This is a genomic window from Alloprevotella sp. Lung230, assembly GCF_014385435.1.
Taxonomy (GTDB): Bacteria; Bacteroidota; Bacteroidia; order Bacteroidales; family Bacteroidaceae; genus Alloprevotella.
Genome location: NZ_JACSUD010000020.1, coordinates 21,836 through 40,941, shown reverse-complemented (window position 1 = coordinate 40,941; position 19,106 = coordinate 21,836). Strand labels below are relative to the sequence as shown.

The 19,106-nt window shown below is 52.5% G+C and carries 16 protein-coding genes; 10 read left to right on the top strand and 6 right to left on the bottom strand.

Annotated elements, in window-relative coordinates; all coding sequences use genetic code 11:
• The first annotated feature begins 337 nt into the window (after positions 1 to 337).
• The 10 genes from H8527_RS09235 to H8527_RS09190 all read left to right on the top strand — a co-directional run bounded on the left by H8527_RS09235 (position 338) and on the right by H8527_RS09190 (position 11,286).
• On the top strand, positions 338 to 931 hold the full coding sequence (locus tag H8527_RS09235; RefSeq protein ID WP_187547613.1) for a sigma-70 family RNA polymerase sigma factor: 594 nt from the start codon (positions 338 to 340) through the stop codon (positions 929 to 931).
• Between the two features lie 87 nt (positions 932 to 1,018).
• A complete protein-coding gene (locus H8527_RS09230) occupies positions 1,019 to 1,171 on the top strand; it encodes a hypothetical protein (protein ID WP_187547612.1) in 153 nt (50 codons plus the stop codon).
• Between the two features lie 26 nt (positions 1,172 to 1,197).
• The gene (gene purT / locus H8527_RS09225; protein WP_187547611.1) at positions 1,198 to 2,361 is read left to right on the top strand and encodes a formate-dependent phosphoribosylglycinamide formyltransferase; all 1,164 of its coding nucleotides are present in this window, start codon (positions 1,198 to 1,200) and stop codon (positions 2,359 to 2,361) included.
• Positions 2,362 to 2,817: 456 nt separating this feature from the next.
• Positions 2,818 to 4,122, top strand: coding sequence for a DEAD/DEAH box helicase (locus H8527_RS09220; protein WP_187547616.1), 1,305 nt, complete (start codon positions 2,818 to 2,820; stop codon positions 4,120 to 4,122).
• Positions 4,119 to 4,625 (top strand): DMP19 family protein, encoded by a 507-nt coding sequence (locus H8527_RS09215; RefSeq protein ID WP_187547610.1) that lies wholly within the window; start codon positions 4,119 to 4,121, stop codon positions 4,623 to 4,625. Before H8527_RS09220 ends, H8527_RS09215 begins: the two co-directional genes overlap by 4 nt.
• The gene (smpB, locus tag H8527_RS09210) at positions 4,618 to 5,097 is read left to right on the top strand and encodes an SsrA-binding protein SmpB (protein ID WP_187547609.1); all 480 of its coding nucleotides are present in this window, start codon (positions 4,618 to 4,620) and stop codon (positions 5,095 to 5,097) included. Before H8527_RS09215 ends, smpB begins: the two co-directional genes overlap by 8 nt.
• A gap of 75 nt (positions 5,098 to 5,172) precedes the next feature.
• Entirely contained in the window at positions 5,173 to 7,974 is a 2,802-nt protein-coding gene (gene metH / locus H8527_RS09205) for a methionine synthase (protein WP_187547607.1), read from the top strand.
• A gap of 247 nt (positions 7,975 to 8,221) precedes the next feature.
• On the top strand, positions 8,222 to 9,016 hold the full coding sequence (locus tag H8527_RS09200; RefSeq protein WP_187547605.1) for a thymidylate synthase: 795 nt from the start codon (positions 8,222 to 8,224) through the stop codon (positions 9,014 to 9,016).
• A gap of 30 nt (positions 9,017 to 9,046) precedes the next feature.
• Positions 9,047 to 9,529, top strand: a complete 483-nt coding sequence (locus tag H8527_RS09195; RefSeq protein ID WP_187547604.1) for a dihydrofolate reductase — start codon at positions 9,047 to 9,049, stop codon at positions 9,527 to 9,529.
• Complete coding sequence (locus H8527_RS09190; RefSeq protein ID WP_187547602.1) at positions 9,526 to 11,286, top strand: bifunctional UDP-sugar hydrolase/5'-nucleotidase; 1,761 nt, start codon at positions 9,526 to 9,528, stop codon at positions 11,284 to 11,286. Before H8527_RS09195 ends, H8527_RS09190 begins: the two co-directional genes overlap by 4 nt.
• Before the next feature lie 58 nt (positions 11,287 to 11,344).
• Here the strand turns inward: H8527_RS09190 and gmk are convergent, their stop codons facing one another.
• The 6 genes from gmk to H8527_RS09160 all read right to left on the bottom strand — a co-directional run bounded on the left by gmk (position 11,345) and on the right by H8527_RS09160 (position 19,086).
• On the bottom strand, positions 11,345 to 11,911 hold the full coding sequence (gmk, locus tag H8527_RS09185; RefSeq protein ID WP_187547600.1) for a guanylate kinase: 567 nt from the start codon (positions 11,909 to 11,911) through the stop codon (positions 11,345 to 11,347).
• Positions 11,912 to 12,126: 215 nt separating this feature from the next.
• Positions 12,127 to 13,011 carry a YicC/YloC family endoribonuclease gene (locus H8527_RS09180; RefSeq protein ID WP_187547598.1) on the bottom strand — a complete coding sequence of 295 codons (885 nt, stop codon included), beginning with the start codon at positions 13,009 to 13,011 and terminating at the stop codon, positions 12,127 to 12,129.
• A 75-nt stretch (positions 13,012 to 13,086) separates the two neighbouring features.
• Positions 13,087 to 14,856, bottom strand: a complete 1,770-nt coding sequence (gene aspS / locus H8527_RS09175; RefSeq protein ID WP_187547596.1) for an aspartate--tRNA ligase — start codon at positions 14,854 to 14,856, stop codon at positions 13,087 to 13,089.
• Positions 14,857 to 15,019: 163 nt separating this feature from the next.
• Positions 15,020 to 15,541, bottom strand: coding sequence for a nitroreductase family protein (locus H8527_RS09170; protein ID WP_187547595.1), 522 nt, complete (start codon positions 15,539 to 15,541; stop codon positions 15,020 to 15,022).
• A gap of 286 nt (positions 15,542 to 15,827) precedes the next feature.
• Positions 15,828 to 17,027, bottom strand: coding sequence for an L-serine ammonia-lyase, iron-sulfur-dependent, subunit alpha (locus tag H8527_RS09165; RefSeq protein WP_187547593.1), 1,200 nt, complete (start codon positions 17,025 to 17,027; stop codon positions 15,828 to 15,830).
• Positions 17,028 to 17,064: 37 nt separating this feature from the next.
• The gene (locus H8527_RS09160; protein ID WP_187547591.1) at positions 17,065 to 19,086 is read right to left on the bottom strand and encodes a fructose-1,6-bisphosphatase; all 2,022 of its coding nucleotides are present in this window, start codon (positions 19,084 to 19,086) and stop codon (positions 17,065 to 17,067) included.
• Positions 19,087 to 19,106 lie beyond the last annotated feature (20 nt).

Genomic DNA, 19,106 nt, shown 5'->3' with positions numbered 1-19,106 from the left:
TGAATAAGGAACGTGAGGTTTGGTGTACACTTTGTTTGTAAAAGGTTGATGCTGCAGCGTGTATCACATAACCACGCTGCAAAATTAGTTTTTTTTGGAAACGGCAAAGGGAAATAACATTTTTCTTGCAAGCAGATATTCAAAATGAATCGCTAAGTTGCACTTGCCGGTTGACTCTACGTCATGTTTTTTTTGAGTTTAATGCAGGTAAAAATAAGTATTTTGTTTGGCAGAGTGGAATATATGTTTTACTTTTGCGCAGTCATTTACTTCTTTCAAATCCCATTTTGCCTATCGAGAAAACTTTACGCGCAACATTCATCAAATCAAAATTGTAATGGAACAATTCAATAAGATGACCGACCAGGATTTGGTTGAGCGTTATCAGAAAGGATGCAATGAGGCTTTCGATTGCCTCTTGGAGCGTCATAAAGATAGGCTGTACAATTACATCTTCTTCACTGTTCGCGATGCAGACTTGGCCGACGACCTTTTTCAAGAAACGTTTGTCAAGGTCATTCTGACCCTTCGCCAAGGACGATACACCGAGTCCGGGCGCTTCTTCTCGTGGCTCACACGCATTGCACACAATCTTATCATCGATCATTATCGGCAAGAGAATGGCGTGAATATGGTCAACTGTGATGAGGTGGAAAGAAAGCTCTTCACTTCGGCCGATATGGCTGATGCTTCGCAAGAAGCCACTTTGATCAACCATCAGACGCTTTGCGATGTGCGGAGTTTGATGGACCATCTTCCGGAACCGCAACGCGAAGTCGTGTTTATGCGCTTTTATCAGGATCTGTCGTTCAAGGAAATCGCAGAAATCACAGGAGTCAGTATCAACACTTCCTTAGGAAGAATGCGCTATGCACTCATCAATATGCGACGTATGGCACAGGAGCATGGCATTTCGCTCGAACTGCTCTAAGGACGAAAGAACACTTTTTTTGCTGCGTGGTGTACTAAAAACATTTTCCTCGCGTTTTAGACTAAGAACAAAGTATAAAATGCGCCTATGGAAAATTCTACTTCTACGCTTTCTCCACGTACTGAAACCATTGAGTTTCTCAAACACTTTGCCAGAGAGTGCCCTCTCCTGCCGGCTGCTCGTCCGGAGAAGATGATTGTGTTGCAGCTCTCTAAGATAGAACCGCTGGGCAGTTGCTAAGTTGTAAATGTTACACATCACACATCATGAAAAAAATTCTTCTTCTCGGTTCGGGCGAACTCGGCAAAGAGTTTGTCATTGCCGCGCAACGCCTTGGCCAATATGTCGTGGCCTGCGATAGTTATGACCATGCACCGGCAATGCAGGTGGCTGACGAACGCGAAATCTTCTCGATGCTCGATGGAGATGCTTTAGATGCTGTCGTAGACAAACATCGGCCGGATATCATTGTTTGTGAGATTGAAGCCATTCGCACCGAACGGCTTTATGACTACGAACAGCAAGGCATCCGAGTTGTCCCCTCTGCACGTGCTGTCAACTTCACAATGAATCGCAAAGCCATCCGCGACTTGGCCGCAAAAGAACTGGGCTTAAAGACAGCTCGCTACCACTATGCTACGACTTATGAGGAATTGTGCAAGGGGGCTGAAGATTTGGGTTACCCCTGTATCGTTAAGCCGTTGATGAGTTCGAGCGGTAAAGGACAAAGTTTGGTGAAATCGGCCGATGATTTGCGGCACGCATTTGACTATGGCATCGCCGGTAGTCGTGGCGACATTCAAGAGCTTATCATTGAAGAGTTCGTCCATTTCGATTACGAAATCACCCTTCTCACCTTGACACAAGACAATGGGAATACGCTTTTCTGTCCTCCCATCGGGCATGTACAACAAGGTGGAGATTATCGCGAAAGTTTTCAGCCCTTGTCCATGAAGCCCGAGCATCTTGCCGAAGCACAACGACAAGCCAAAGCCGTCACCGAAGCCTTGACAGGTTCGGGCATTTGGGGTGTCGAGTTCTTCATCAGCGAAACTCATGGTGTCTATTTCAGCGAGTTGTCCCCACGCCCCCACGACACAGGAATGGTGACACTGGCCGGAACGCAAAACTTCAATGAATTTGAGCTTCATTGTCGGGCTGCCCTCGGACTTCCATTGCCTTCTATCAAAATGCTGAGAAAAGGTGCCAGCGCTGTCATACTCAGCCCCATAGCCTCAGCAGAGCCTCCTCGCTATCGTGGGCTGGAAGAGACTTGCGAAGAAGATGCCGACCTCCGGATTTTCGGGAAACCGACCACACGCCTTAATCGACGAATGGGGGTAGTGCTGGTGTCGGGAGAATTGCAGGAAAGCCTTGAAGACATCCGCAGTAAAGCCAAACGCTTAGCCGCAAAGGTTGAAGTGTACTAACATTATGAAGTGGGCATACCTTTTTTTAGGGTATGCCCACTTCTCTTTTTAAGACAATTCGAGGTTATCTGCTTCAATGATTTAAGCTTGTACCTTTTTCCCGAAAACACTCTTTCTACACGATCTTCGAAAAGAATATAAAGAAAATAACAGAAACCTTTGGTCGTAAGAAAAGAAACTACTAACTTTGCTCTCACAAACAAGAGAGTTTGTTGAATGGCCTTGAGGCCATCTTTGACATATACAAACAAAGCTTTAGGCTGTGCTGGTTCGATTGGGATACTCATCAATTTAATTCAGAATCACCGAGAAGGCTCTTCATCCAATGGCGTGCCGATGCTGCGCTTTCAATGCAGCGTGGAAGTCGGATTACAAAGGATGTCTGGGCGCTCAAATCCTTACTACTCGGAGTTTCATCATCATCACCGGCACAGCCATTTTTCTATCTTCTCGCCAATGACACTCACTCCTATGCAAGAGGCGGCAGGTGCTGCCATTCGTTCGCAAAACAATGTATTACTACTTTCTCCCACAGGAAGTGGCAAAACATTGGCATTTATTCTTCCTGTTATCGAAATGATAGATACGAACAGTCCTCGATTGCAGGCGGTTGTGGTGGTGCCCACGCGTGAACTGGCTTTACAAGTGGAAAGTGTGCTGAAGGAGCAAACCCGAGAGATACGAAGTATGAGCTTGTATGGCGGCCGCCCTGCAATGGAGGAGCATCGCCGGCTGCGAGAAATCAATCCTCACATCATTTTTGCCACACCGGGGCGTCTGCTTGATCACATCGGAAAAGAGAATCTCAATGTGCTGTCGACACGGATTCTTATTGTAGACGAGTATGACAAATGCTTGGAGTTGGGATTTCGCGAAGAGATGGACAACATTACCACTGCTTTGGTCCATGTTCCGCAAGTGGTATTGACTTCTGCTACTCTGTTTGAGGAAAAGTCAGAAGAAAACGCCTTAGACGCCCCTTCTTTGTTGCAAAGACGCGAGTTTAAGACAATCGACTTTCTGGCCACAGTTCACGATTTGCAGGCACGTTTAGAGATTTGCATCGTACCTTCGCCTGAAAAAGACAAACTCTCAACGTTGGCCCGACTCCTCACGCATCTACAAGGGCAAAGTGCCATTGTTTTCGTCGCCCATCGTGAAAGTGCAGAACGCATCGCCAAATACTTAAAAGAGGAACAGTTTGCGGCCACCGTCTATCATGGCGGAATGGAACAAGAAGTGCGCGAACGCGCTTTGTACCGTTTCCGAGCAGGGGCTTCGACCATCTTGGTGAGCACTGATTTGGCAGCACGTGGACTTGATATTCCCGCTGTGCGTGCCATCATTCATTATCATCTTCCGATTGATGAGGCTACTTTCACCCATCGTTCGGGGCGTACTGCTCGATGGGAAGACACAGGCACAGCGTTTTTGATGGTCGGTCCTGAGGAAAACGTTCCCGCATTTGTAGAAAGTAATGAAGTGCTGAATGTCGATGACATCACTCCCCAACCTTTCCATCCTGAATGGGCGGTACTTTATATAGGCCGTGGTAAAAAAGATAAGCTCTCGAAAGCCGATGTCTTAGGCTTTCTCTGTAAAAAAGGAGGATTGACCTCTGCACAAATTGGGCGCATCGACCTGGGGGCTCACACGGCTTACGTTGCCGTAAAGCGTGATGTCGTGAAAAGGGTGCTTCACCAGATTGCCGGCGAAAAGATAAAAGGAATGAAAACTTTGATAGAAGAAATGAGAAGATGAAGATAAAAGTGAGCGATGCCGCCCTTCAAGTTGCGGCACAAAAGGGGATGGACGAGTTTGTGCAAGTAGTGGTGGATGCCATCAGCCACTACGCCGGTGGAGAATTGACTGCCGAGGCTTTGGGCAAACTCGAACCTGACCAAATCACACTATGGGCTTACGTGATTCTGCGCGATGAACTTTGCGATGGCGGGTTCATCCAGCTCATCCACAATGGCTATGGCCCTTTCTTTTTCCTCAATCCGTTTGCCAAAGCGATGCGCTTATGGGGATTGAAGGAGTTTTCGAAATTCATTTATAAAGCGCGTGAACTTTACGAACTTCACGCAGAGCCTCTCACCAAGCCGTGCTCGGACGAGGAATTTATGGCGCTCTACGAACAGTATCCGGATTTTGAGGATTTGGACGACGAGTTTATGGAGCGAGAGGAAGAGATTACGGCTCAGATTGCTCATTATTTAGATGAACATCTACAAGATTTTATAGAGATTACTCATGGCTAAAACCAAAAGCGGAAAACAACAACCGCAACGCATTAGAATAAAGAACAAACGCGCCACTTTCGACTTTGAGGTGATTGACACCTACACGGCAGGCATTGTGTTGACGGGCACAGAAATCAAAAGCATCCGTGCAGGAAAAGCCTCGCTGGTCGATACTTTTTGCTTCATCTACAACGGAGAGCTGTGGGTGAAGAACATGTATATCGCAGAGTACGAAAATGGGTCGTACAACAATCACGCCACGCGTCGTGATCGTAAACTGCTGCTGAACAAGAAAGAGATTCGGGCGTTGCAGAATGACACTACCTCCCCAGGATTTACGATTGTTCCGCTCACGCTCTTTATCGACAACAACGGACACGCCAAACTGGACATTGCTTTGGCGCGCGGTAAAAAGGAGTTTGACAAGCGCGCTTCCATCCGTGAGCGTGAGGACAAGCGCGAACTCGACCGCTTCATGAAGCGCTTCTAAGGCGACCCCGCCCCTTCTATTTGGCCTGACGGATTTGAGGGGCAAATGTTCTTCAACCGACTTTCTTAAGATGATATGACTCAACTCCAAGATATTTTAGCGCAACGCATTCTCGTTCTGGATGGGGCAATGGGCACTATGATTCAGTCCTACGGGTTGGAAGAAGAGGATTTCCGCAACGAAGCCCTCGCCCACCTGCCCGGCCAACTGAAGGGGAACAACGACCTGCTCAACCTCACTCGTCCCGACGTGGTGGAAGATATTGCCCGCCGTTACTTGACGGCAGGAGCTGACATCCTGACCACCAACACCTTCTCGAGCCAACGCATTTCGATGGCCGACTACCAGTGCGAGGAGTTTGTGCGGCAGCTCAATGTGGAAGGAGCGAAGATTGCGCGGTGGGTGGCCGATGAGTTCATGCGACAGGACAGCACACGCCCTCGCTTTGTGGCGGGTGGGGTAGGACCGACCAACCGCACGGCCTCCATCAGCGCCGATGTCAACGATCCGGCAGCTCGTGCGGTGACCTTCATGGATTTGGCCACGGTCTATGGCGAGCAAATTGATGCTTTGATGGAGGGTGGGGTCGACCTCATCCTCATCGAGACCATCTTCGACACGCTCAATGCCAAAGCCGCCCTCTTTGCCGCCGACGAAGTGTTTGCACGTCGCGGGAAGACCCTCCCCGTCATGGTGAGCGTCACGGTGAGCGACCGCTCGGGTCGCACCCTCTCGGGCCAAACGCTCTCGGCCTTCATCACCTCCATCTCCCATGCCTCGCTGCTTTCGGTGGGGCTGAACTGTTCGTTCGGGGCTCACGACCTCCTGCCTTTCTTGCGGGAGATGGCCCAAGAAGCGCCTTTCTACATCTCGCTCTATCCGAACGCCGGACTACCGAATGGGCTGGGACAATATGACCAAACGCCGGAGGAGATGGAAGAACAACTGCGTCCGTTCTTTGCCGAAAGTCTGGTGAACATCGTGGGCGGATGCTGCGGCACGACCGATGCTCACATCGCACGCCTGCCTAGGCTCATTGCCGAAAGCACCGCCCCCCGCCATCGGCCGAAACCCCGCACCGGGCTGCTGCAACTTGCCGGTCTGGAACAACTCACGCTGACGCCCGAAATCCGCTTCATGAACGTCGGCGAACGTTGCAATGTGGCCGGCTCACGGCGTTTCCTGCGGCTCATCAACGAGAAAAAGTACGACGAAGCCGTGAGCATCGCCCGCCGACAGGTGGAAGACGGCGCCCTCGTGATCGACATCAATCTCGACGACGGACTCCTGGAGACGGTCGAAGAGATGCGCCATTTTGTCAACCTCCTCTCCAGCGAACCCGACGTGGCCCGCGTCCCCTTCATGATCGACTCCTCCAAGTGGGAAGTCATCCGCACCGCCTTGCAATGCTGCCAGGGCAAGTGCATCGTCAACTCGATTTCTTTGAAAGAGGGCGAAGACGTCTTCCTCAGTCACGCCCGAGAAATCCGCCGCTATGGTGCCGCGGTCGTGGTGATGGCTTTCGACGAGGTGGGGCAGGCCGACACCTTCGAGCGCCGCATCGAAATCTGCGAACGTGCTTACCATCTGCTGGTCGAAAAAGCCGGTTTCCCCCCCGAGGACATCATCTTCGACCCCAACGTCCTGGCCATCTGCACCGGCATGCCCGAACACCGTAGCTACGGCATCGACTTCATCCGCGCCACCGAGTGGATACGCACCCACCTGCCCGGCGCCCACGTCTCGGGAGGCGTCTCCAACCTCTCTTTCTCCTTCCGCGGCAACGAATATCTGCGTGAAGCCATGCACGCCGTCTTCCTCTTCCACGCCATCGGCAAGGGCATGGACATGGGCATCGTCAATCCCGCCACCTCCATCACCTACGCCGACATCCCCGCCGACCTGCTCCAAATCATCGAAGACGTCATCTTCAACCGCCGAGAAGAAGCCGAAGAAGAGCTCATCGAGCGGGCCGAAATCCTCAAAGCCGAACGACTGGCGCTCAAAAACGGCGGGGCAGCGCCCGAAGGCAAAAAGCCCGCCGACGACTGGCGCAGCGCCCCCCTCGAAGCCCGACTGGCCCACGCCCTCATCAAGGGCATCCCCGACTTCCTTGAGCCCGACCTGGCCGAAGCCTTGCAGCAATATCCCAAGGCGGTCGACATCATCGAAGGTCCGCTCATGGATGCCATGAACGTGGTGGGCGACCTCTTCGGTTCTGGTAAAATGTTCCTCCCCCAAGTCGTCAAAACCGCCCGCACCATGAAGGCCGCCGTAGCCATCCTCCGGCCCGTCATCGAGGCCGAACGCCCCGCGCAGGCCGCCTCCGACCACTCCGAAGGCACCTTCATCATGGCCACCGTCAAGGGCGACGTCCACGACATCGGCAAGAACATCGTCGGCGTTGTCCTAGGCTGCAACAACTACACCATCCACGACCTCGGCGTGATGGTCCCCGCCGAGAGCATTGTCGAAGAAGCCATCGCCCGCCGCGCCCGGTTCATCGGACTCTCAGGACTCATCACCCCCTCGCTCGATGAGATGGTCGTCACCGTGCGCGCCATCCGCGATGCCGGCCTGCGCATCCCCGTGCTCGTGGGCGGCGCCACCACCTCGAAGCTCCATACCGCCCTCAAGATTGCCCCCGAATATCCCGGCATTGTGGCCTGGGTCAAGGACGCTTCGCAAATGGTTATCGTGGCCGCCCAACTCAAAGATCCGACCACCTGCGCACAATTTGCCGAAAAGACGGCCGCCGAATACGAAGAACTGCGTCAAAAGCACGCCGCCAAAACCCAGACACCGCTCGCCTCGCTCGAAGCCGCGCGGGCCAATAAGCTTGACCTGTTTTCTTCCTCTTCCCAAACGACCGACTGAGGGAAAAAGAAAAAAGGACGTTGGTTTTTGACAAAAGGGACCTCCCTTTTCATTCGACCCCGCGGCACCCCCCCAAAAAAAATGGCGGCATATTCCAACCGACGGCTCGCCACATCCGAACAAGGAAGACATCATCTCCGAGCAAATATGATGTCACATTCTGCCGACTCCGCTTCCAGCCCCTTCCGGTGCACACCCTCGCACACCGATTTCTCCTCCCCCTCATTCACCCCAAATTCCACCCACCATGACCCCCTATCTCGATCTGCTCCGGCACATCCTCGCCCACGGCAACCGAAAGACTGACCGCACTGGCGTCGGCACCCTCTCCGTGTTCGGACATCAGATGCGCTTCGACTTGGAAGAAGGATTTCCCCTCCTCACCACCAAAAAGCTCCACCTCAAGAGCATCATCTACGAACTCCTCTGGTTTCTCAAAGGCGACACCAACGTGCACTATCTCCAAGAGCACGGCGTGCGCATCTGGAACGAGTGGGCCGACCCCGACGGCAACCTTGGCCCCATCTATGGCGCACAATGGCGCTCCTGGCCCGATGGCAAAGGCGGACACATCGACCAAATCGAAGAAGTCGTGCAGCAAATCCAACGCACACCCGACAGCCGACGCATGATCGTCTGCGCCTGGAACGTGGCCGATGTCGACAAGATGGCCCTCCCGCCCTGCCACATCCTCTTCCAATTCTACGTCGCCGATGGCCGACTCTCCTGCCTCCTCTACCAGCGCTCGGCCGACACCTTCCTGGGCGTTCCCTTCAACATCGCCTCCTACGCCCTGCTCACCCTGATGATGGCACAGGTGTGCCGCCTCCGACCCGGTGAACTGATCTACACCACCGGCGACACCCACCTCTACCTCAACCACATCGAGCAGGCCCGCGAGCAGCTCAGTCGCACCCCGCGCCCCTTGCCCCGAATGTGCCTCAACCCCGAGCGGACGAGCATCTTCGATTTCGACTACGCCGACTTCCGCCTCATTGACTACAACCCTCATCCCCACATCGCTGCTACCGTGGCTGTCTGACGCCGCCCCCAAGAAATCCCCTCCCCCGTCATGATTACCCTCATCTGCGCCCTGGCTCAGGACAATGCCATCGGCTTTCAAAACCGCCTTCTCTATCCCATCCGCGCCGACCTCCAACGCTTCAAAGCCCTCACCACCGGCCACACCATCATCATGGGACGCCGCACTTTTGAGTCCCTCCCCAAAGGCGCTTTGCCCCACCGCCGCAACCTCGTCCTCTCTCGCACCGGTGGCCGAGCCTGGCCCGACACTGAAGTCTTTCCCTCCCTCCAAGCCGCCCTCGATGCCGCCGTCGGCGAGGAAGTCTTCGTCATCGGCGGCGCCGCCGTCTATGCCGCTGCGCTCCCGCTAGCCCACCGCCTCTGCCTCACCCACATCCACGCCCTGCCCGAACATGCCGATGCCTTTTTCCCCGAGATCGACCCCAGACTGTGGGACGTCGTCTCCTCTGAATACCATCCTGCCGACGGGGATACGCCGGCCTACACCTTCACCGATTATCTTCGCAAATGAAATCTTTCCTCCGTCCCCTTTTCCTCCTCCCGCTGTTCCTCGCCCCGAACGCCGGCCGTTCGCAAAACGATGAAGTGCGCTTCTCCATCATCGAGACCACCGATGTCCACGGCAACTACTTCCCCTACGACTTCATCAACCACCGTCCCGGACCGGGCAGCATGAGCCGCGTCGCTACCTACGTCAAACGCCTCCGCTCCGAGATGGGCAACCACCGCGTGCTCTACGTTGACAACGGCGACATCCTCCAAGGTCAGCCCACGGCTTACTACTACAACTACGTCGACACCCAATCGCCCCACCTCGCTGCCGCCGTGGTCAACTACCTCGAAGCCGTGTGTTCCACTCCCGGCAACCACGACATCGAGACCGGCCACAGCGTCTACGACCGCTGGATGAACGACTGTGGATTCTCTGTGCTCGGCGCCAATGTGCGCGACGTCGCTGCCAAGAAGGGCTATTTCACCGCCTACACTATGGAGGAGGTCGACGGCGTGCAGGTCGGTTTCCTCGGTCTCATCACACCCGCCATCCCGCAACAGATTCCCCCCGCCGCCTGGTCGGGCCTCGAGTTTCGCGACCAACTCGAAAATGCCCGCCGCGTGGTCCCCATTATGCGCCGCGCCGGTAAGGCCGACATCGTGGTGGTCCTGATGCACAGCGGAGTAGGTGAGGAAGGTGCCGGTGGCACCATGCTCGAACACGCCGCCTACCAGATTGCTGAGCAAGTGCCCGACATCGACATCATCTTCTGCGGACACGACCACCGTTTGGCCAACCGCTGGATTACCAACAAGGTGTCCGGCAAGAAGACGCTCATCCTCAATGCCGGCTACAACGCCGAACACGTGGCCCAGGCCAACATCAGTGTGCGCCGTGATGCCCGAAAGCGCGTGGTCGAGAAGAGCCTTTCCGGTGCCCTGGTCAACATCAACGACGAGCAGCCTGACCCCGATTTCATGGCCCGCTTCCAGAAAGAGTTTGAAGCCGTCAAAGCCTACACCGCCAAAGTCATCGGCCGCAACGAAGCCCCGATGAGCACTCGTCCCGCCTTCTTCGGCCCCTCTGCCTTTGTCGATTTCATCCACCAAGTGCAACTCAAAGTGAGCGGAGCCGACATCTCCTTCGCCGCCCCCCTCTCCTTCGATGCCGAAATCCCCGAGGGCCCCATCACCATGGGCGACATGTTCAACCTCTACAAATACGAAAACAGCCTTTACGTCATCAAGATGACCGGTGCCGAAATCAAGAACTATCTCGAAGAAAGCTATGCCGGATGGACCGCGCAGATGCACAGCCCCACCGATCACATGCTCCTCTTCCGCAACGATGCCGCCGACAAAAAGGAAAACTGGCAACGCCTCCAAACCTCCTCCTACAACTTCGACTCCGCGGCCGGCATCCGCTACACCGTCGACCTGCGCAAGCCCAAAGGTCGAAAGGTGGTCATCTCCTCCATGGCCGATGGCAAGCCTTTCCTCTCCACCCGCACCTATCGTGTGGCCATCAACTCCTATCGTGCACTGGGCGGTGGTCATCTCCTCGCTCGTGGCACCGGCATCACTGCCGACTCTCTTCCTGCCCGTGTCGTCTGGACCTCGCCCAAAGAAATCCGCCACTATATGATTGAAGAAATCAGTCGCCACGATAAGATTGCCCCTGAGCCCCTCTTCCAATGGCGCTTCATCCCCGATGGTTGGGCCGCCAACGCCGGTGAGCGCGATGCCACTTTCCTCTTTCAAGGCCGAAAAGAATAGCGTCGGCCGTTTCGATAAAAGGGAAGCAGCCTCTTTCAAAGAGACTGCTTCCCTCATTTTATGCCTCGTCAAGGAAGGTGGTCACTACCTTGTAGATTTCTGCTTGGGCGGCTGCTAAGTCATCATTGACGATGATGGTGTCAAACTGGTCGGCAAACGACATTTCGTAAGCTGCTTTGTCAAGGCGCATCTGAATGGCCTCGGGCGTTTCGGTGCCGCGCCCCTCTAAGCGGACGCGCAGAGCCTCGATGGAAGGCGGCTGGATGAAGACGCTCAGGCAACGGGCGCCATAATGCTGCTTGATGCTGATACCTCCCTTCACATCGACATCGCAAATGACGTTCTCTCCGGCTTCCAACTGGTGGTCGAGTTGCTGTTTGAGCGTTCCATAGAAGCGGTCTTGATAGACTTCTTCATATTCGAGAAAGTCACCGGACGCGATGCGCTCTCGAAAGGCTTCGGGCGTCAGGAAGTAGTATTCCACTCCGTGCCGCTCCGTCCCACGAGGCGGTCGGCTGGTGGCACTGATGGAAAAGTGGAGGTTCACGCCACGCTGGAGGAGATAGTTCACCAATGTGCTTTTACCTGAACCCGAAGGGGCTGAAAAGACAATTACTTTGGTCATAAGTAGGTGTTCAAAATTAATCGTAGCTATTTTTATCCGTAGGCTGTTCTCTACTTTGATGCTACCTTTGTCTCCCTTTTCCGCCATCTTGCCTTTGTTTAAGTCGTGTAGCCCGCTACACTACTTCTTCGCAAAGACGAGCTGACGAAAAAAATGAAACAAATCTCGTATCAATTCATTCGGAACACCTACTTAGTTGTTGGTTGAGCGGTAGATTACATCACATTCAGCACTTGCTCTTTGATTTGCTCGAGCTCATCTTTCATCTTCACCACGATGTTTTGCATCTCCGCTTGATTGCTTTTTGAACCGGTGGTGTTGATTTCTCGTCCCATCTCTTGGGCGATGAATCCGAGCTTCTTGCCTTGACCCCGTCCGTTGGCCATCGTTTCGCGGAAGTAGTTGAGGTGGTTGGTCAGACGTTGTTTCTCCTCGTTTATGTCGAGCTTTTCGATGTAGTAGATGAGTTCCTGTTCGAGGCGATTCTTGTCGTAATCCACACCGCGCAGTTCGGCCAGTCGGTCTTCGAGCCGTGCACGGATTTTCTCCACACGCTGCATTTCAAAGGGTTCGATGCTTCGGAGCAAGGCTTCGATGGTGTCAATGTTCTTGTTGAACTTCTTCATCAATGCCTCTCCCTCTTGTTGGCGAAACAGCGTCAATTGATGCAGCGCCTCTTGGGTGGCAGCAGCCACCACTGCCCATTCCTCCTCCGTAAGTTCCTCGACAGTGGATGACTGGGTGAGTTCGGGCAGACGCACCAAGATTTCCCACATCTCTGCATGGGAGGGGGCTTGCAGACCTTCTACGTTCTGGCTGATGCTACGAATCTGCTGCACGTAGGCCGCAACGATGTCGGGATTGAGAGTACTTCCGGCTTGTTCGGCCGACTTTTCGCACCAGATGCTGAAATCGACCTTGCCACGCTCCAACTCCGCAGCCACCATGCGGCGCAGTTCGATTTCCTTCTCACGATAGAGCGGTGCAATGCGTGTGTTGAGATCGAGGGCTTTGCTGTTGAGCGACTTCACCTCAACATGAATTTTCTTTCCATTATATTCGGCATCGGCTTTGCCGTAGCCTGTCATTGAATATATCATAGTGTTCTCAAAATAAACGATTGCACCCCAACCGAGGTTGAGGTGCAATCCTCTTTTATGTTGTTTCGGATGTCTTTATTTCGTATCGAAAGGGCGTAGGTCCAAATGGAGTTCGTCCAATTGCTTTTCATCTACAAAAGAAGGTGCGTCAAGCATCACATCGCGGCCAGAGTTGTTTTTGGGGAAAGCGATGCAGTCTCGAATGCTGTCGAGACCGGCAAAGAGACTGACGAATCGGTCGAGGCCATAGGCCAAACCACCATGGGGAGGTGCACCATATTTGAAGGCATTCATCAAGAAACCAAATTGTTCTTGTGCCTTTTCGGGAGTAAAGCCGAGAACTTTGAAAATCTTGGCTTGCAGCACCGCATCGTGAATACGAATGGAGCCACCACCCACTTCGACACCGTTGCACACCATGTCGTAAGCATCGGCCAACACATCGGCAGGGTCGGTGTCGAGCTTCTCGATGTCGGAGGGCTTGGGCGAGGTGAAAGGATGGTGCATCGCCATCAAGCGGCCTTCTTCTTCACTATATTCAAACATGGGGAAGTCGACCACCCACAGAAGAGCAAACTTGTTTTTGTCGCGCAAACCAAGACGCTCACCCATGAGCAGGCGAAGTTCGCACAACTGTTTGCGCGTCTTGTTGGCATCATCACCGCTCAAAATGAGGATAAGGTCGCCGGGCTTTGCTCCCATTGCATTTTTGAGTTGTTGGAGCACTTCGGGTGTGTAGAATTTGTCCACACTGCTCTTGACATTGCCGGTTTCGTCTACGCGGGCATATACCAAGCCTTTGGCACCCACCTGCTGCGATTTCACGAAGTTGGTGAGTTCGTCGATTTGCTTGCGAGTATAGCCGGCACAACCTTCGGCACAAATGCCACCGATATAGGCCGCATCATTGAAGACACTAAATTCACCGGTACCTTTCATGATGTCCATCAGTTCGACAAACTCCATTCCGAAGCGCATATCGGGCTTGTCGCTGCCGAAGCGACGCATGGCTTCGTGCCAAGAAAGACGGAGGAAAGGCTCGTCGCCAAGGTCATAGTTGCGCACTTCCTTAAAGAGATATTTCGTCAGTCCCTCGAAAGTGTTGATGATGTCGTCCTGCTCCACGTAGGACATCTCGCAGTCAATCTGTGTAAACTCGGGTTGCCGGTCGGCGCGAAGGTCTTCGTCGCGAAAACATTTCACGATTTGGAAATAACGATCCATGCCTGCCACCATAAGCAGTTGTTTGAGAGTCTGCGGACTTTGAGGCAGGGCGTAGAACTGCCCGGGATTCATACGAGAGGGGACGATGAAATCGCGGGCACCCTCGGGGGTAGAACCAACGAGCACCGGAGTTTCGATTTCGAGGAAATCGAGGCTGTCCATATAGCGGCGCACAGCCAGGCAAAACTTGTGTCGAAGTTCCAAATTTGCCCGCACATTACTGCGGCGAAGATCGAGGTAGCGATATTTCATGCGCAAGTCATCTCCACCATCTGTATTTTCTTCTATCGTGAAAGGAGGCGTGTCGGCAGCATTGAGGATATTGAGCGACTCAACGATGATTTCTATATCGCCGGTGTCCATCTTCTCGTTTTTAGCATAGCGTTCATTGACTTGGCCGACCACTTGAACAACGTATTCACGGCCGAGCTTATTAGCACGTGCACAAAGTTCAGCATTGGTTTCTTCGTTAAACACCAATTGAGTGATGCCATATCGGTCGCGGAGATCGACAAAGGTCATTCCACCCATTTTGCGAAGCCGTTGCACCCAGCCTGCGAGTGTCACAGTTTGTCCAACGTCGGAAATGCGGAGTTCACCGCAATGATGAGTTCTATACATGGAGATATGTGTTTGGAAGTTGCAATTAAGAGGAGAGAAATAAATATATAGGAAGAAGAAAAATTTACCTCAGAGGTAGTTTTATTTATCTCTGAGGTAGAAAAAATTATCTCTGAGGTAAATTTACGCAGCTTCGTTGAAGCGTTGCAGAGCTATTTCTGTTTCATCGTATATAGTGCACATAATCGGCTTTGCGCGGTGTTGCAGGACGTGGAGTTTTGTTGCCATAGCCCATCACACAATAGCCAATGCCTACGTAATGGTCCGAGATACCCCAATCACGGAGAAGTTGCTGTCCGCGTTCGGTCTCAAACGTTTCGCGAGCACGATGTATCCAACAAGCTCCTAATCCCACAGCATGGGCAGCGTTGAGCAGGTTGCCCATCACTAAAGCTCCATCATCGCGATGGGTGGGTGATGTGCTATCGGCTAAAACCAACAGCGCCACCGGCGCCCCATAGAAAGGGTCGGACGTTGTTCCTAAAATTTGGGCGTTGATGGCCGAAAGTTCATCGCGCACTGCTTGTTGTGTGATAGCCACAATGAGCGCTGATTGCTTTCCGCGTCCCGAAGGAGCGAAAGTTCCGGCTTCTATCACTTTCTCTATGAGTTCGGCATCGGGCATCCTGTCCGGCCAATAGCTTTTCACACTGCGCCGCGTGAGCAACATTTCGAGGGCATCCATAGACTATTCTTTTGATTGTAGGGCAAAGTTAAGAAAAATATAGTGGGCACACAAACTTGATGGAAATAATTGCACTTACGCAAGCCAAAATCATTGTTCAAACAACAGAAGAAGCATAAAAAGGCAAGTATATGCCCCACAAGTAGGTCGCTGAAGACCCCACTTGTAGGGCATAGATAAAATGGATTGCAGATATTAGGTGTCCAAAATGAATTGAAACAAAGATGGTATCAAAGTAAAGAACATCCTACGACTAAGATAATTACGATTAATCTTGAACACTTACTTATTTGTAGTATTCCTCAGCCAAGCCGCCTTCTGATGTCTCACGATAGAGCGAAGGAAGGTCACGGCCGGTCTTTCCCATCACAATCACAGCTTTATCGTAGGAAATATGATGAATACCCTCGGCAAAGGTGGCATACATGTTGGCATCTAAAGCACGTGCGGCAGCATGAGCGTTGCGCTCAATACAAGGAATTTGTACCAATCCACAGATAGGGTCACAGGTCATCCCGAGATGGTGTTCGAGCCCCATTTCTGCGGCATACTCAACAGTGTTCAGACCACCTCCAAAACAATAGTTGGCCGCTGCTGCTGCCATGGCACAGGCCACACCCACTTCGGCTTGGCATCCGGCTTCAGCTCCGGAAATAGAAGCCAATGTTTTAGCTACGTTACCCACAACGCCTGCCGTGGCCAAGGCATGAAGGATACGGATATCGCTCATCTGCCGACTTTTGTGAATATGGTACAACACAGAGGGGACGACTCCACAAGAACCGCAGGTGGGCGCGGTGACGATGCGACCGCCTCCGGCATTTTCTTCGCTCACTGCCAAAGCATAGGAGAACACAAGACCGCGTGATTGTAGATTTTTGCCGTAGCCCATGGCTTTGATGTAATAGCGGGGAGCTTTACGCTGCAAGTTGAGGCCTCCGGGAAGGACTCCTTCATGTTCAAGACCACGTTCCACCGCCTCAACCATCACCTGCCACACTTCGCGTAGATAATCCCAGATTTCTGTCCCCTCACAATGATCCACGTAGTTCCAGTAGTCCATTCCGCGTTCTGAACACCAACGCATAATGTCGGCCAAGTGATTGAGTTCATAGACATCAGGAGTGTTGAGTTCGCTTTCGCCCTCCTCGGCCAAAGCTCCTCCTCCCACAGAGAATACAGTCCAAGCCTCGTGTGGACTTCCCTGTTCATCAACAATTTCAAATTTCATACCGTTGGGATGGAAGGGGAGTACGATGTCGGGACACCATTGGATTTGGGTACGATGTGGCCCTAAGACTTCGGAAATGGCAGCATCGGTCAAGTGTCCTTTTCCTGTAGCGGCCAAGCTGCCGTAGAGTGTCACCTTATAGCGAGAGGCTGTGGGATGTTTTCGAAGATATTTTTCGGCCGCTGTGCGCGGACCCATCGTGTGTGAGCTGCTGGGCCCATAACCTATGCGGAAGAGTTCTTTCAGACTTTTCATTGGATAGTTTTTGTGTGTTGGAGATGTCGTTGAAGCACTAACTACGCTCCTTGATGATGCCTTTTCGATAGGCAAAGAGGAGTTTTTTCAGTTCTGCGATTTGGGCTCGTATTTCGCGCCCTTTGTCCGTCTCTGCCACCATTTCACGATGTCCGGTGAGTTCAACGACTTGGATACTGGAAACGATGTCCGTACCTTTGCTGATGGCATCGGAGGTGGAAGTGAAGGGTTCGTGCTGCACGAGTTGAAAGCCGCGTGAATGATACACCAATGTGTAGCCGGCAATTCCCGTCGTGTTGTGATAAGCCTCTGCAAAACCTCCGTCAATGACCATAAGTTTGCCATCAGCTTTGATGGGGCTCTCTCCGTTGGAGACGTGAACGGGAACATGGCCATTGATGATATGACGATGTTCTCCCACGACATCGAAACAGTCCATGATATAGTCGCACACTGCAGCGCTGTCTCTCAACTGGTAGTAGGCTCCTTTGACTTCTTTCCAAGTGCTTTTATCTTCTATGAAATAGCGCTCGAAGGTGGCCATCTTAGACTTATGAAAGAGAGGACTATCCGGACCGCACCAGAGATACCAGAAGAAGTCGCGAGCTGTACTTTTCTCCTCTTCTTCGGCCGCTTCATCAAAAGCCGCACGTACCGTTTGGTCGATGCGTTCCATGAGGTCGCGTCCGGAAAGAGGAACGCCTCCCAACACATCGACAGACTTCAATCGGCCTTCTTCATCCATCGGGATAGCGGCATGAAAGAGAAGGTTGGAGTTGACGACATTGTACATAGAGCCTCGTGACAGCAAACAAGCCACATGGCGTTGCAAGCGTTCACTGATACGGAAACTGCGGCGTAAGCGCTCGGTCAGTTCGCGCTCCTCATCCGTGAGGCGTTCTGGATGTTTGGGGTCGATGGTCGGAAAGTTGTTGTCTTTCAGCAGATGCTCTACACCATCTATCACAATGGTCCCTTTCTCAAAATCGCAGTTGAGCAGGAGGGCGCGATCCTCCATACGCCATTCGGGATGCCGCAAGTACATCTGACACTCCAATTTGAATTGAAGGACGGCCATCGCCTTGTGCATTTTGGCCATCAGTCGCCGCTGTTTGAGTGTTGGTTGCTTCTTGCCGAGACATTTCGGAGCAAACAACTCGCAATCATCATCGGCGTAAGCTTCTAAGGCAAAGGTGGCCAATGGAACGAGGTTGATGGCATAGCCTTCTTCCAAAGTTTGCATGTTGCCATAGCGCAAAGCCATTCTCAGTACGGCAGCCATACACACTCGATTGCCACCGGCAGCTCCCATCCAGATGATGTCGTGGTTGCCCCATTGTATGTCTAAGTTATGGTAGGCAGAAAGGGTGTCCATAATCAGATGTGCCCCAGGCCCTCTGTCGTAGATATCTCCCAGGATGTGGAGTTGGTCTATGGCCAACCGCTGGATGAGATTACAAATGGCAATGATGAAGTGGTCGGCACGCTTGGTGTCGATAATGGTCTGAACGATGACTTGATAATAAGCCTGCTTATTGCGAGCATCGTGGCTCTCATGCAGCAACTCTTCTATGATATAAGCAAACTCCTTAGGGAGGCTCTTTCTCACCTTCGAACGTGTATATTTGCTGCTGACATTGCGGCAGATGGTGATAAGACGGTGCAGAGTGGCCTGATAGTAGTCTTCAAGTTGGGTGTCGTGCTGCTTCACCAGTTCCAACTTCTGTTCGGGGTAATAGATGAGTGTACACAGGTCACGCTTATCTTGTTCGCGCATCGTTCCTCCAAAGAGTTCTTCCACTTTGCGCTTGATGTTTCCAGAAGCATTGCGAAGGACGTGTTGAAAGGCTTCGTTTTCTCCATGTAAGTCAGCGAGAAAGTGTTCTGTTGGTTTCGGAAGATGCAGGATGGCTTCCAAGTTGATGATTTCAGTGGTAACTTGAGATATGTTGGGAAAGTCTCGTGCGAGTAGACTCAAATATCTTATGTCGCGCATTACTTCTTGTCGAAACTCTTTTTTGCTGAACTTTACTTCTTGATTGTCTGATACAGCAGTCATGGCCTAAACGAATGATTTTA

What these genes read in the sequence shown, in the direction of transcription:
- H8527_RS09180 (WP_187547598.1), bottom strand. Translation starts at nt 13,011, where the DNA reads ATGATATATTCAATGACAGGCTACGGCAAAGCCGATGCCGAATATAAT.
- H8527_RS09230 (WP_187547612.1), top strand. Translation starts at nt 1,019, where the DNA reads ATGGAAAATTCTACTTCTACGCTTTCTCCACGTACTGAAACCATTGAG.
- H8527_RS09170 (WP_187547595.1), bottom strand. Translation starts at nt 15,541, where the DNA reads ATGGATGCCCTCGAAATGTTGCTCACGCGGCGCAGTGTGAAAAGCTAT.
- aspS (WP_187547596.1), bottom strand. Translation starts at nt 14,856, where the DNA reads ATGTATAGAACTCATCATTGCGGTGAACTCCGCATTTCCGACGTTGGA.
- H8527_RS09195 (WP_187547604.1), top strand. Translation starts at nt 9,047, where the DNA reads ATGATTACCCTCATCTGCGCCCTGGCTCAGGACAATGCCATCGGCTTT.
- purT (WP_187547611.1), top strand. Translation starts at nt 1,198, where the DNA reads ATGAAAAAAATTCTTCTTCTCGGTTCGGGCGAACTCGGCAAAGAGTTT.
- H8527_RS09190 (WP_187547602.1), top strand. Translation starts at nt 9,526, where the DNA reads ATGAAATCTTTCCTCCGTCCCCTTTTCCTCCTCCCGCTGTTCCTCGCC.
- gmk (WP_187547600.1), bottom strand. Translation starts at nt 11,911, where the DNA reads ATGACCAAAGTAATTGTCTTTTCAGCCCCTTCGGGTTCAGGTAAAAGC.
- H8527_RS09235 (WP_187547613.1), top strand. Translation starts at nt 338, where the DNA reads ATGGAACAATTCAATAAGATGACCGACCAGGATTTGGTTGAGCGTTAT.
- H8527_RS09200 (WP_187547605.1), top strand. Translation starts at nt 8,222, where the DNA reads ATGACCCCCTATCTCGATCTGCTCCGGCACATCCTCGCCCACGGCAAC.
- H8527_RS09160 (WP_187547591.1), bottom strand. Translation starts at nt 19,086, where the DNA reads ATGACTGCTGTATCAGACAATCAAGAAGTAAAGTTCAGCAAAAAAGAG.
- H8527_RS09215 (WP_187547610.1), top strand. Translation starts at nt 4,119, where the DNA reads ATGAAGATAAAAGTGAGCGATGCCGCCCTTCAAGTTGCGGCACAAAAG.
- H8527_RS09220 (WP_187547616.1), top strand. Translation starts at nt 2,818, where the DNA reads ATGACACTCACTCCTATGCAAGAGGCGGCAGGTGCTGCCATTCGTTCG.
- smpB (WP_187547609.1), top strand. Translation starts at nt 4,618, where the DNA reads ATGGCTAAAACCAAAAGCGGAAAACAACAACCGCAACGCATTAGAATA.
- H8527_RS09165 (WP_187547593.1), bottom strand. Translation starts at nt 17,027, where the DNA reads ATGAAAAGTCTGAAAGAACTCTTCCGCATAGGTTATGGGCCCAGCAGC.
- metH (WP_187547607.1), top strand. Translation starts at nt 5,173, where the DNA reads ATGACTCAACTCCAAGATATTTTAGCGCAACGCATTCTCGTTCTGGAT.